The 12,244-nt window shown below is 69.0% G+C and carries 13 protein-coding genes; 6 read left to right on the forward strand and 7 right to left on the reverse strand.

Annotated elements, in window-relative coordinates:
• The first annotated feature begins 41 nt into the window (after positions 1-41).
• Positions 42-617: a TetR/AcrR family transcriptional regulator gene (locus tag AMK34_RS40535; RefSeq protein ID WP_443111224.1), complete on the forward strand. Its 576-nt coding sequence runs from the start codon at positions 42-44 to the stop codon at positions 615-617.
• A gap of 102 nt (positions 618-719) precedes the next feature.
• Positions 720-1,409, forward strand: a complete 690-nt coding sequence (locus AMK34_RS40540; RefSeq protein ID WP_073849077.1) for a hypothetical protein — start codon at positions 720-722, stop codon at positions 1,407-1,409.
• A 59-nt stretch (positions 1,410-1,468) separates the two neighbouring features.
• Here the strand turns inward: AMK34_RS40540 and AMK34_RS40545 are convergent, their stop codons facing one another.
• The 7 genes from AMK34_RS40545 to AMK34_RS40575 all read right to left on the reverse strand — a co-directional run bounded on the left by AMK34_RS40545 (position 1,469) and on the right by AMK34_RS40575 (position 8,963).
• A complete protein-coding gene (locus tag AMK34_RS40545) occupies positions 1,469-1,840 on the reverse strand; it encodes an allophanate hydrolase-related protein (RefSeq protein WP_073849078.1) in 372 nt (123 codons plus the stop codon).
• Complete coding sequence (locus AMK34_RS40550; RefSeq protein ID WP_016336262.1) at positions 1,831-3,273, reverse strand: NCS2 family permease; 1,443 nt, start codon at positions 3,271-3,273, stop codon at positions 1,831-1,833. The genes AMK34_RS40545 and AMK34_RS40550 overlap by 10 nt, the downstream gene beginning before the upstream one ends.
• Positions 3,274-3,306: 33 nt before the next feature.
• Positions 3,307-3,801, reverse strand: a complete 495-nt coding sequence (locus AMK34_RS40555) for a nucleoside deaminase (RefSeq protein WP_083650148.1) — start codon at positions 3,799-3,801, stop codon at positions 3,307-3,309.
• Between the two features lie 209 nt (positions 3,802-4,010).
• Complete coding sequence (gene pucD, locus AMK34_RS40560; RefSeq protein WP_073849079.1) at positions 4,011-6,290, reverse strand: xanthine dehydrogenase subunit D; 2,280 nt, start codon at positions 6,288-6,290, stop codon at positions 4,011-4,013.
• Positions 6,287-7,636: an 8-oxoguanine deaminase gene (locus tag AMK34_RS40565; RefSeq protein ID WP_073849080.1), complete on the reverse strand. Its 1,350-nt coding sequence runs from the start codon at positions 7,634-7,636 to the stop codon at positions 6,287-6,289. Before AMK34_RS40565 ends, pucD begins: the two co-directional genes overlap by 4 nt.
• Positions 7,633-8,103 (reverse strand): (2Fe-2S)-binding protein, encoded by a 471-nt coding sequence (locus tag AMK34_RS40570; RefSeq protein ID WP_037342278.1) that lies wholly within the window; start codon positions 8,101-8,103, stop codon positions 7,633-7,635. Before AMK34_RS40570 ends, AMK34_RS40565 begins: the two co-directional genes overlap by 4 nt.
• Positions 8,094-8,963 (reverse strand): FAD binding domain-containing protein, encoded by an 870-nt coding sequence (locus AMK34_RS40575; RefSeq protein WP_038509803.1) that lies wholly within the window; start codon positions 8,961-8,963, stop codon positions 8,094-8,096. Before AMK34_RS40575 ends, AMK34_RS40570 begins: the two co-directional genes overlap by 10 nt.
• A 136-nt stretch (positions 8,964-9,099) precedes the next feature.
• Here AMK34_RS40575 and AMK34_RS40580 point away from each other — a divergent pair, with 136 nt between their 5' ends.
• From AMK34_RS40580 to AMK34_RS40595, 4 genes are read left to right on the forward strand one after another with little or no spacing between them, the layout of a single operon-like run.
• Positions 9,100-10,521, forward strand: coding sequence for a PucR family transcriptional regulator (locus AMK34_RS40580; protein ID WP_073849081.1), 1,422 nt, complete (start codon positions 9,100-9,102; stop codon positions 10,519-10,521).
• Position 10,522: 1 nt separating this feature from the next.
• A complete protein-coding gene (locus AMK34_RS40585; protein ID WP_073849082.1) occupies positions 10,523-11,005 on the forward strand; it encodes a MarR family winged helix-turn-helix transcriptional regulator in 483 nt (160 codons plus the stop codon).
• A 36-nt stretch (positions 11,006-11,041) separates the two neighbouring features.
• Positions 11,042-11,647, forward strand: a complete 606-nt coding sequence (locus AMK34_RS40590; RefSeq protein ID WP_038509797.1) for a DsbA family protein — start codon at positions 11,042-11,044, stop codon at positions 11,645-11,647.
• 9 nt (positions 11,648-11,656) lie between these two features.
• Complete coding sequence (locus tag AMK34_RS40595) at positions 11,657-12,130, forward strand: GNAT family N-acetyltransferase (protein ID WP_073849083.1); 474 nt, start codon at positions 11,657-11,659, stop codon at positions 12,128-12,130.
• Positions 12,131-12,244 lie beyond the last annotated feature (114 nt).

Genomic DNA, 12,244 nt, shown 5'->3' on the forward strand with positions numbered 1-12,244 from the left:
GGGACCACCGGAACTAGATAGAACGCTCTATCATGGAGAGCGTGACTGGAACGCGGGAACGCATCGTGAACGCCGGCGCCGAGCTGCTCCGGCGCAACGGGTACACCGGCACCGGGGTGAAGCAGATCGTCGAGGCGGCGAACGCGCCCTTCGGCTCGCTGTACCACTTCTTCCCCGGCGGCAAGGAACAGCTCGGCGAGGAGGTCATCCGCACTTCGGGGATGATGTACCTCGCGCTGTTCGAGATCTTCTTCGCCGACGAGCCGGACCTGATCCACGGTATCGAGGCCTGCTTCGCCAGCGCCGCCGAGACGCTGAAGGCGACCGACTACGCCGACGCGTGCCCCATCGCCACCGTCGCGCTCGAGGTGGCCAGCACCAACGAAAAGCTGCGGATCGCGACGGCCGACGTGTTCACCGCGTGGATCGAGACCGGGGCCGAGAAGCTCGGCAAGTACGGCCTCGGGCCGGAGTCCGCTCGGCGGCTCACGATCGCTTTGGTGAACAGCCTCGAAGGGGCGTTCGTGTTGAGCCGTTCGCTGCGTAACACCGAAGCGCTGGAGGTCGCGGGGGCGTCGTCCGTGGCCTTCGCGCGCACGCTGCTCCCTGATGCGTGAAGCACCGACGGCGGGCTTCTGAACACAGGGATTTCCCCGCAACGGACAACGGCTTCCGGCCGACCTAGCCGTCGCCAACACCGGAATCCGTTTGGGGAGCCCATGATCATCAGGAAGCTCGTGATCGGCACCATCGCCGCGGCCGCGCTGCTCACCGCGGGCGCGATACCCGCGACCGCCGCCGAGGTGCAGCCGTCCACCCTCACCGCGACCACCAGCAGCACGAAGATCGACGCCGGGAAGACCGTCACGATCTCCGGGAAGCTCACCAAGGCCGACGCCACGCCGATCGCGGGCGCCGAGGTGGGCATCTCGTTCTGCTTCAACGGCTTCTGCGGTGAGGCGCAGGCCAAGCCGGTCACCGACGCCACCGGTGCCTACAGCGCCACGTTGACCCCGATCCGCACCGGCAACTATCACGCCGATTTCTTCTCCACCGACCCGTCGATCGCGAACTCGCGCGCCGACACCCCGAAGATCGTCGTGCTCCACCCGGTGGCGATCACGTCGTTCGCGGCGGGCCGCGGTGCGGACAAGGCCGTGACCGCGTCCGGCACGATCGAGTTCCCCGGCCGGTACACGGCGAACCCGATCCCGGTCGAGCTCCAGTACTTCTCGTTCAGCACCTACCGCTGGACCACGGCGGCGACGGTCGACGCCACCTGGAACGGCACGACCTGGGCCTTCGCGGGTTCGGCCGAACACCGTAAGCCCGGCGTATGGCGGGCCTTCTACGCGGGCTCGCCCGAGATGTTCCACTCCGCGGCGAGCGATCTCGTCTTCGTGCTCTGACGTTCCGTGAAGGCCTCCTTGAGGGACCCTGGGTCCCTCAAGGAGGCCTTCACGGACCACTAGCGGGAAGCGAGGTAGGCGCGCCAATCGCCGACGGAGGAGATGTCGGTCAGTTCGAGTGCGTCCACATAGGACGAACGCAGGACGGTGGCAAGACAGGCCGCGCCGTCCTCTAATTCGATGACGCCCAGCTCCAATTCCGGCGGTTCGGCCGGGACCAGGTGATCCCGCAGCACCGTGAGCGGCAGGTCGTAGACCTCGCCCACGACGGAAGCGGAGCCGCCCTCGTGCATCGCCGGGAACCGGTCGCCCACGGAGAAGTAGTGGTACTTGGGCGCGGAACGGGCCACGCAGCACAACGGCGCGCCCTGCAGCTGTTCGTGCAGCGGCCCGCCACGCATCCCGCCGCCGTTGAGGAACATCAGAACCACGACATGATCCCTTCGATCCCGAAGTACACCCCGAACACCGCGGCCAGGATCCCGAGGATCCAGCCGATCTCGCGGATCTTGCCCTTGCAGATCTTGATCAGCACGTACGCGACCAGCCCGGCGCCGATCCCGTTGGTGATCGAGTAGGTGAACGGGATCAGCGCGATCGTCAGGAACACCGGGATCGCGAAATCCAGGTCCCGCCAAGGGATCCGCGCGCATTGCGCCATCATCATCCCGCCGATGACCACCAGTGCGGGCGCCGCGGCCTGCGCCGGGACGATGGCCGCGATCGGCGTCAGGAACAGGGTCGCGGTGAACAACCCGCCGGTGACGATGCTCGCCAGCCCGGTCCTCGCGCCTTCGCCGACGCCTGCCGCCGATTCGAGGAACACGGTGTTCGGCGCCGATCCGGTGACACCGCCCGCCAGCGCGCCCGCGCCGTCGACCAGCAGGATCCGGCCCATCCCTTCGACCTTGCCGTTCTTGACCAGGCCCGCCTCCTCCGAGACCGACGTGATCGTGCCCATCGCGTCGAAGAAGCCGGAAAGCACCAGCGTGAACAGGAAGACCGCCGCGGTCACCGCGCCCGCCGAGCCGAATCCGCCGAAGAGATCGATGTCGCCCAGGAGGCTGAAGTCGGGATGCGCCACGACCTGGTCGGGCACCTTGGGTTCGACCAGGCCCCAGCCTTCGACGTGGAAGACGCTGTTGACCAGCACGGCGAGCCCGGTCGCGACCGCGATGCTGATCAGCACCGCGCCCGGCACCCCGCGGCTCACGAGCACGATCATCAGCAGCAGCCCGAGACAGAAGATCGCGATCGGCCAGCCTTCGAGGTGACCGGCGATCCCCATCCGCACCGGCACCGTCGACTGCGCGGAATCCGGTGTCCTGGTCACGAATCCGGCGCTGACCAGGCCGACCAGCGCGATGTAGAGCCCGATGCCGACGGTGATCGCGACCTTGAGCGCCATCGGGATCGCGTTGATGATCCGTTCCCGGACCCCGGAAACGGCCATCAGCACGATGCAGAAGCCTTCGAGGACGACGAGCCCGAAGGCCTGCGCCCACGTCATCGCGGGCGCCATCTGGAAGGCGACGACACCGTTCACGCCGAGGCCCGCCGCGAGCGCCAGCGGCGCGTTGCCGACCAGTCCCATCAGGATCGTGGTGACGCCGGCCGCCAGCGCGGTCGCGGTGGTGATCGCCTCGGTGGTCAGCTTCGCGCCGGTGATGTCGGCCGACGCGCCGAGGATGAGCGGGTTGAGCAACACGATGTAACACATCGCGACGAACGTGGTGATCCCGCCGCGCACCTCGCGGCCGATCGTGCTGCCGCGATGGGAGATCTTGAACCAGCGGTCGAGCCCGGACAGCCGCCTCGGCTCGGACGAGGGCAGGTGGGGACGCTCAGTACCTAATTGGGTCATGCCTACTCCACAACGTTGTGGGGCGGGAAGAGACTAGTAAGCCTTCTTGTCGGGTTTCGACAGCCAGGCCTGGAAAGGCGCGAAGGAGTCCGGAAGGGACAGTTGGCCGACGGGTAGTGACCAGGTCTCGCGCGGGCGGGAAAAGAGGTCGTAGAACTCGCGATCGTCGAAGCCCGCCTCGGCCGCGTCGTGGCGGTCCGCAGCGTAGACGACCTTGCCGACACGCGCCCAGAGCGCGGCGGAAAGGCAGAGCGGGCAAGGCTCGCAGGAGGTCACGAGGACGCAGCCGTCGAGTTTGTAGTCGCCGATCGCCTGGCAGGCCGCGCGGATCGCGACCACCTCGGCGTGCGCCGTCGGGTCCAGCGTCGGGGTCACCTGGTTGGTCCCGGTGGCCAGCACCGAACCGTCGCGGACGATCATCGCGCCGAACGGGCCGCCGCCGTTTCCGACGTTCGCGGTGGCCAGCTGGACGGCCTCGGCGAGCCATTTCTGCTCGTCGGACTCCGAAATGGACAGACGGGTACCCACGGATGTGCTCCTAGCTCGAAAAAGTACGGATTGTCAGGTGCCGGTCGGCGGAGCTGAAGGTAGATCCGAAAACCGACCAACGCGTGAACCCGCCCCGGCCGAAGGCCCCGCTATCGCGGTGGCAGGGCGCCTTGTCCGCCATCGTGAGGCTAATGACCAGGCGGCGCCCTGCCGACGTCGATCGCGGACGCGGGTTCACCAACAGCCAATCAGGTGCCGGTGAGGTGTTCGGGACGCACCGGGACACGGGGCAGCGCGAGCCCGGTGGCCGCGCGGATGGCCGCGACGATCGCCGGGGTGGACGAGATCGTCGGCGGTTCGCCGACCCCGCGCAGACCATACGGGGCGTTGGGGTCGGGCCGTTCCAGGACGTCTATGTCCATCGGCGGCATGTCCAGCACGGTCGGGATCAGGTAGTCGGTGAACGACGGGTTGCGGATCTTCCCGCCGTCGGTCTGGATCTCCTCCATCACCGCGAGCCCGAGCCCCTGCGCGGAACCGCCCTGGATCTGGCCGAGCACCGCCTGCGGGTTCAGCGCCTTGCCGACGTCCTGCGCGCAGTCGAGCGCGACGACCTTGATCAGGCCGAGTTCGGTGTCGACGTCCACGACCGCGCGGTGTGCCGCGAAGCCGTATTGGACGTGCGCGTTCCCTTGCCCTGTCTCGGGATCGATGGGCGCCGTCGGACGGTGCCGCCATTCGACGGTCTCGTCGAAGACCTCGTCGCCGAGGACGTCGGCGAGGTCGGCGAGCACACTGCCGTCGGCCGAGACGACCTTGTTCGCGACGACGTTCAGCTTCCCGTCCGCGGCGAGTTTGCCGGCCAAGTGCTTGTGCAGCCCGGAACGCACCGCGACGGAAGCGGCCTGTACGGCGCCGCCGGTGACGTAACTCTGCCGCGAGGCAGACGTCGAACCGCCGTTGCCGATGTTGGTGTCCATCGGCAGGATCGTCACCTGCTCGATGCCGAGTTCGGTCCGCACGATCTGCTGCATGATCGTCACCAGGCCCTGGCCGACCTCACAGGCCGCGGTGTGCACGGTCGCCGCGGGTTCGCCGCCGACGAGCTGCAGCCGCACGCGGGCCGTCGAGTAGTCGTCGAAACCCTCGGAGAAGCAGATGTTCTTGATGCCGACCGCGTATCCGACACCCCGGACGACACCTTCGCCGTGCGTGGTGTTGGAGACGCCGCCGGGCATCCTGCGCAGGTCCAGTTCTTCGTGTGCGACGGGCAACGGCTTGGCGCGCAGGCGTTCCAGCAGTTCGGCGACCGGGGCGGCCGAGTCGACGATCTGGCCGGTGGGCATGACACTGCCTTCGGCCATCGCGTTGCGGATCCGGATGTCGACCGGGTCGATGCCGCACGCCTCGGCGAGCTTGTCCATTTGGGACTCGTACGCGAAACCCGCCTGCACCGCACCGAAACCGCGCATCGCACCACACGGCGGATTGTTGGTGTACACACCCCAGCAATCGACCGACGCACTGTCCACATTGTACGGACCGACACCGAGCGTGGCCGCGTTCGCCACCACCGCGCCGGTGGACGACGCGTACGCGCCACCGTCCAGGTACAGCTTCGCCTTCACGTAGACGAGCCGGCCGTCCTTGTCCGCGCCGTGCTCGTAGTACATCTTCGCCGGGTGGCGGTGTACGTGGCCGTAGAACGATTCCTCGCGGTTGTAGACCATCTTGACCGGCTTGCCGGTGTGCAGCGCCAGCAAACACGCGTGGACCTGGATCGAGAGGTCTTCACGGCCGCCGAACGCCCCGCCGACCCCGCCGAGCGTCAGCCTGACCTTGTCCTTGGGCAGGCCCAGCGCGGCGACGATCTGCTGCTGGTCGACATGGAGCCATTGCGTGGCGACGTACAGATCGACACCGCCTTCGGTGTCCGGGATCGCCATACCCGACTCCGGCCCGAGGAAGGCCTGGTCCTGCATGCCGACCTCGTAGACGCCGGACACCACGACGTCGGCCTTCACCGACTGGTCGCCGTGGCGGATCTTGGCGTACCGCACGACGTTCCCGCCGGGGTGCAGCTCGGCGCCCTCACCGGCGGCGGCCTTCTCGGAATCCGTCACCGGTTCCAGGACCTCGTACGAGACCTTGATCCGTTTCATCGCGCGGCGCGCGGTCTCGGGATGGTCCGCGGCGACGAGCGCGACCGGCTCGCCCTGGTAGCGCACGACGTCGACGGCGAGCACCGGCTGGTCCGCGTGCTCCAGGCCGTACTTGTTCACGCCGGGCACGTCTTCGTGCGTCAACACCGCGTATACCCCTTGCACCGCAAGGGCTTCGGTGATGTCGACACTGGTGATCCGCGCATACGGATGCGGGCTGCGCAGCGTCGCACCCCACAACATGTCCTCGTGCCACAGGTCCGAGGAGTAGGCGAACTCGCCGCGCACCTTGACCGTGCCGTCGGGCCGCCGTGGGCTCGACCCGACGCCGTTCTCAGTCTGCTTGGAGACTTCAGTGGTGGTCATACCGTCTCCCTCAGCCGGGCACTGGCCACGGCCAGCTCACGGGCGATCTCGTCTTCGGATTCCTCGCGCAGCGCGCCGCCGTCGACGACGGTCGCGCCGCCGACGAACAGCCGCTCGACCGGCGGGGTGGTGCCGAGCACCAAGGCGGCGACCGGGTCGGTGATCCCGGCGTAGTTCAGGCCGTTCAGGTTCCAGACCGCGAGGTCGGCGAGCTTGCCGACCTCGATCGAGCCCAGGTCCTTCTGCCTGCCAAGGCAGCGCGCACCGCCCATCGTGCCCATCCACAGCGCCTCGCGCGTGGTCAGCCCGCGCGGTCCACCGCGCTGTCGAGCCTGCAACAGCGCTTGATGCAGTTCCTCGCCGAGGCCGCCGGATTCGTTGGACGCAGCGCCGTCGGCGCCGAGCCCGACCGGCACCCCTGCGTCGAGCAGCTGCCGTACCGGGGCGATCCCGGCGCCGATCCGCCCGTTGGACGTCGGGCAATGCGCCGCGCCGGTGCCGGTGGCGCCCATCCGCCGGATCGCCTCCGGGGCGAGGTGGATCGAATGCGCGAGCCAGACGTCGTCGGCGAGCCAGCCGAGTTTGTCGGCGTATTCGGCCGGGGTGCAGCCGACTTCGGCGAGGCACTGCTTCTCCTCGTCGACCGTCTCGGCGAGGTGCGTGTGGAGCCGGACTCCCTTGCGACGCGCCAATTCCGCAGCCCCGGTCATCAGCCGCTCGCTCACCGAGAACGGTGAACAAGGACCGGCCGCGATCTGCAGATGCGCGCCGGCGGAGTCGTCGTGGAACCGGTCGATCGCGGCCTCGGTGCCGAGCAGCGCGGCCTCGGTCTCTTCGACGAGGTTGTCCGGTGGCAGTCCGCCCTGGGACTCGCCGCGGTCCATCGAGCCGCGTACGACATGCAGCCGTACGCCGACGCGGATCCTGGCGGCGGCGAGGGCTTCGACCTGGTCGCCGCCGTCACGCGGGAAGACGTAGTGGTGGTCGGCGACCGTGGTGCAGCCGGTGGTCGCGAGCCGGGTGAGCCCGGCCGTGGCCGCCGCGTGCGTGATCTCGGCGTCGAGCCTGCCCCAGATCGGGTACAGCGCGACCAGCCATTCGAAGAGCGTGTGGTCGGCGGCGAGACCGCGCGTGGCCCACTGGTAGAGGTGGTGGTGGGTGTTGATCAGGCCGGGTGTGACCAGGCAGCCGGAGCCGTCGACGCGTTCGTCGTACTCGCCGTCGGGCGCCTTGCCCGCACCGACCGCCGCGATGCGGTCGTTCTCGATGACGACGTGGCCCGAGGCGTGCTCGGTGCCCGCGCCGTCGACGGTGGCGATCGCGGCGTTCTCGATGACGATCTTCACGCGGTCTCTCCCCTGGTCGCGGCCAACCGGACGGCGTCGAGGATCTTCTCGTATCCGGTACACCGGCAGAGGTTCCCCGCCAGCGCCTCGCGAATCTCCTCGTCGGCGGGGTTTTCGACCCGGTTGAGCAGATCGTGCGCGGCCACCACGAGGCCGGGGGTGCAGAAGCCGCATTGGACGGCGCCCGCGTCCACAAAGGACTGCTGGACCCGGTCGAGCTTGTCGCCCTCGGCGAGCCCCTCGACCGTGCGGACCTCGCGGCCCTCGACCTGACCGGCCGCGACCAGGCACGAACACACCGGGACGTCGTCGAGGTACACCGTGCAGGAACCGCATTCGCCCTGTTCACAGGCGTTCTTGGAGCCCGGGAGGCCGAGCCGCTCGCGGAGCACGTACAGCAGGCTTTCGCCCTCCCAGACGTCGTCGGCCTGGCGGGACTCGCCGTTGATCGTCACGTTCACGCGCACTCGCGTTCACCCTTCTGGAAGTCGTTCCACGCCCAGGTCAGCGTCCGCCGCGCCAGGACGGACAACGCGTGCTTGCGGTAGTCGGCGCTGCCGCGGACGTCGTCGATCGGCGACGCCGCCTCCGCCACCAGCTCGCCGAACCGGCGTTTGACGGAATCGGTGAGCGACGCCTTGGTGGACCAGGGAAGTTCGGTGCCGAGGTACTCCTCCGCCGCGGTCGCGCGACGCGGGGTCGGCGCCGCCGAGCCGACCGCCGCGCGGATCTCGCGGGTGTCGAGATGCAGCGCCAGCGCGAACGAGCAGACCGCGATGACCATCGCGTTACGCGTGCCGACCTTCGCGAACTGCTGCGGCCCGACCTCGGCGGGCAGGTGCACCGCGGTGATCAGCTCGTCGGGTTCGAGGGCGTTGCGCTTGACGCCGAGATAGAACTCCTCGGCCGGGATGAGCCGGGTCCCGCGCACCGACGCGGCCTCGACCTCGGCGCCGAGCACGAGCAGCACGGGATGCGTGTCCCCGGCGGGCGAAGCGGCGCCGAGGTTGCCGCCGACGGTGCCGCGGTTGCGGATCTGGGGCGAGCCGACGGTGCGGGAAGCCATCGCCAGCGCGGGCAGAACTTCACCCAGCTCAGCGATCACCCGGACGTAGGGCACCGAGGCGCCGAGGCGGATCTTGCCGTCGGTCTCGGTCCACTCGGCGAGTTCGGTGACGCGGTTGAGGTCGAGCAGCGCGCCGGGGCGGCGGTGGTCGAAGTTGAGCTCCACCATGACGTCCGTACCGCCCGCGATGGGCACCGCGTCGGGTCGCTCGGCCTTGACGGCGAGCGCCTCGGTCAGCGAGCTGGGGCGCAGGAAATCCACTCTCGGGCTCCTCGGTTCGGCGGCGATCTGTGACGGCTGACTCAGTAGACGCCCTGCGCCCGTATGGCGGCAACGGTGCCGAAGCATGAAATCTCCCCTGCACACGCCGGTCGTTTTGTGCTTTCCTACAAACCTGATGACGACCGTGAAAACTCTGCTGGCGCTGCCGGGGCTGCGCTTGCGCGTACGCGCCGGGACGGCTCTGCTCGACCGCCCGGTGTCCCGGATCTACGTCACGGAACTACCCGATCCCGGGCGGTACGTGTCGGCGGGCGAACTCGTCCTGAGCGGGTTGCTGTGGTGGCGCGGGCCGGGTGATTCCGAAGCCTTCGTCGCCGCGCTGGCGAAGGCCGGGGCGGCGGCGCTCGCGGCGTCCGGCGCGGATTCCGACGGCATTCCCGACGATCTCGTCGAAGCCTGTACGCGACACGGGATCCCGTTGCTGGAGGTGCCGGCGGACCTGTCGTTCTCGGTCGTCACCGAACGCGTCGTCCTGGCGTTGGCCGCGGCTGCGGAAGGTGCTCGCAAACGTTTGCTTTCAGCGGCGACGGAAGACGCGTCGGTGGAGACGCTGCTGGAGCGGGCGCGCGCCGAGATCGGTCTCCCCTGCTGGGTGGAACCCACCGGCACGGGGTCGGATCTGGTGCGGCGGTTCGTCGCCGCGGGCGGCCGTTCCCTGGAGGCGGACGACGTCTCGGTCCGGCCGGTCGGCGGCAGGCACGCGCTGCCGTGGCTGCTCGCGATCGGCGGCGCGCTGACCGCCGCCCAGGCGGAGATCGCCGAAGAGCTCGCCGGGCTGATCGGGCTCGCGCGCACGCGGGCGGACGAGGTGCGCGCCGTCACCGACAGGGTGCTCGAACCGTTGCTCGCCGCGCTCGACGAAGGAGGCGATCCGCATGCGGCGCTGACCGCGACCGGACTGCGCGGCGATCTGCGGTTCGTCGTCGCGCGCACCGAAGGATCCGAAGCGGCACGCGGCATCCTGACGGAACTCCTGCCATCGGGCGCACTGGTCGGCCCCGCCGGTGAAACCACGTGGGCGGTGGCCGAGGACGACGGCGAGTGGCCGGAAGAGTGGCCCGCCACGGTGACCGCCACACTGTCCACAGTGGAGTCGTTGCTGCCCTGTCGCCGGGTGCTGATCGGGATCAGCGACCGTTCCCCGGTCTCCGTGCTGCGGGGCGCGAAGGAGGTCGCGCGCTACGCGCTGGCCGTGGCGGCGGAACGGCCCGGCACGATCGAGGTCGTCCCCGGCGGCGAGATCGGCATGCACCGGTTGCTGCTGGCGGGTACCCCCGACGACCTGCGGGCGGCGTTGCGGCGCCGAGTGCTAGGCCCGTTGCTGAGCTACGACGCCGAACAGGGCACCGATCTGGTGCACACCCTGCGTGTCTTCCTCGAATGCTCCGGTTCGCCGACGCGGGCCGCGCGGGCGCTGCACGTCCACGTCAACACGTTGCGGTACCGGATCGGGCGCGCGAGCGAACTGCTCGGCACCGATCTGACCGAGTTCACCGAACAGCTCGACGTCTATTTGGCCTTGTCGGCAGGGAGCTGAAATGGGCATCACCACGGCGAAAGAAGCCGCCTACGACCCGCGCGTGCTCGCCTTCGGCCGGATGATGGGCGCGGCGAACCGGCTCGAGTACCTGCTCGGCCGCGCACTGGAGGCCGAGTGCGGGATCTCGCACCTGATGTTCGAAGTCCTCCTGATCGTCGGCAGGTCGGGCGCGGCCGGGATGAGCATGCGCGCGATCGCGCAGGAGCAGGTGCTGACCACCGGCGGCGCGACGCGGCTGGTCGACCGGATGACCACGCTCGGCCTGGTCGTGCGGTCCTCGGATCCCCAGGACCGCCGCGTACAACTCGTCCGGCTGACCACGCAAGGCGAGGAAACGACCGTGCGGGCCGCGCGGGTGCATGTCGAGAACATCCAGCGGCTCTTCCTCGACCCACTGCCCGCCGACCACCGCGACCGGTTCGCCCAGGACCTGCGGACGCTGAGCCACTCGGCACGTGACGCACTCCCCAAGCTCCGTTAGGAATACCTGACGAGTCAGATATCGTTGAGTCCCGACATGAAGCTCATCTATGTCTTCGACGCGTACTGCGGCTGGTCGTACGGGTTCGCCCGCACCATGGCCGACGTCGCGCACCGGCATCCGGATCTGCCGGTCGAAGTGGTTTCCGGCGGTCTGTTCCTCGGCGGGCGCCGGGTGCCGATCCGGCAGTTCGGCTACGTCCAGGGAGCCAACGCCGAGATCACCCGCCGCACCGGCGCGCCGTTCGGGGAAAGCTACGAACGGCTGATCGCGGACGGCGAGTTCGTCATGGACTCCGAGGCCGCCGCCTGCGGGATGGCGGCGCTGCGCGAGGTCGCGCCGGACCGCGCGGTGCGGCTCGCGGCCCTGCTGCAGGAGGCGTTCTATCTCGACGGCCTGAGCCTTTCCGAGGTCTCGACCTATCGCGTGGTCGCGCAGCGAGCGGGCCTGGACGCGGACGCCGTCGAAGCCGCGCTGGACCGCGTTTCCGCGGCGGACGACTTCCGGCGGGCGCGGGAACTGGGCGTCACCGGCTATCCGACCCTGCTGGCCGACTTGCCCGGGGAACGGATCGTGACCCTGGTCGCCGGGAACGCGAGCGCGGACGAAGTGGAGCGGCGGATCGGCGCGCTGGTTTCCTAGACTTCGCGCATGACCCTTCGACCGGCTACATCCGCGGACGCCGACGCCGTCGCGAAGATCTGGTACCACGGCTGGCAGGACGGCCATCTCGGCAACGTGCCCGACGCACTTGTCCGGCTCCGCACCCGCGATTCTTTCTGGACCCGGGCAGCGGAACGCGTCGCCGATACGACCGTCGCCGTGCTGGGCGACGCGGTGGCGGGTTTCGTGATGGTCGTCGGCGATGAGGTCGAGCAGGTCTACGTTTCCTCGGACCATCGCGGGAGTGGAGTTGCGGGGGCGCTGCTCGCCGAAGCCGAACGGCTGGTGCGCGCGGGTGGGCATTCTCGCGCTTGGCTCGCGGTGGCGCCGGGGAATGCGCGGGCTCGACGGTTTTACGAACGGTGCGGGTGGGTCGATGAGGGCGAGTTCGACAATCGGGTGGCCGGGCCGGATGGAGTGGTTTCGGTTCCTTGCCTGCGATACGTGAAGCCTGTTTCTTGATTTCCGCATTTAGTTGACTAACTGCGGAACGTGCTCTCTCCGCGTGGTCTCCGCACCTGACGGCATCACCCTTCAGTGTTGTTCGCGCATTTTGATTGTCGCTTAAAATTACGA

This window comes from Amycolatopsis sp. CB00013, assembly GCF_001905755.1.
GTDB lineage: Bacteria > Actinomycetota > Actinomycetes > Mycobacteriales > Pseudonocardiaceae > Amycolatopsis > Amycolatopsis japonica.

Bases quoted from the DNA above. Each gene is read 5' to 3' on its own strand.
- AMK34_RS40590 (WP_038509797.1), top strand. From the start codon at position 11,042: ATGAAGCTCATCTATGTCTTCGACGCGTACTGCGGCTGGTCGTACGGG.
- AMK34_RS40595 (WP_073849083.1), top strand. From the start codon at position 11,657: ATGACCCTTCGACCGGCTACATCCGCGGACGCCGACGCCGTCGCGAAG.
- AMK34_RS40585 (WP_073849082.1), top strand. From the start codon at position 10,523: ATGGGCATCACCACGGCGAAAGAAGCCGCCTACGACCCGCGCGTGCTC.
- AMK34_RS40580 (WP_073849081.1), top strand. From the start codon at position 9,100: ATGACGACCGTGAAAACTCTGCTGGCGCTGCCGGGGCTGCGCTTGCGC.
- pucD (WP_073849079.1), bottom strand. From the start codon at position 6,290: ATGACCACCACTGAAGTCTCCAAGCAGACTGAGAACGGCGTCGGGTCG.
- AMK34_RS40540 (WP_073849077.1), top strand. From the start codon at position 720: ATGATCATCAGGAAGCTCGTGATCGGCACCATCGCCGCGGCCGCGCTG.
- AMK34_RS40550 (WP_016336262.1), bottom strand. From the start codon at position 3,273: ATGACCCAATTAGGTACTGAGCGTCCCCACCTGCCCTCGTCCGAGCCG.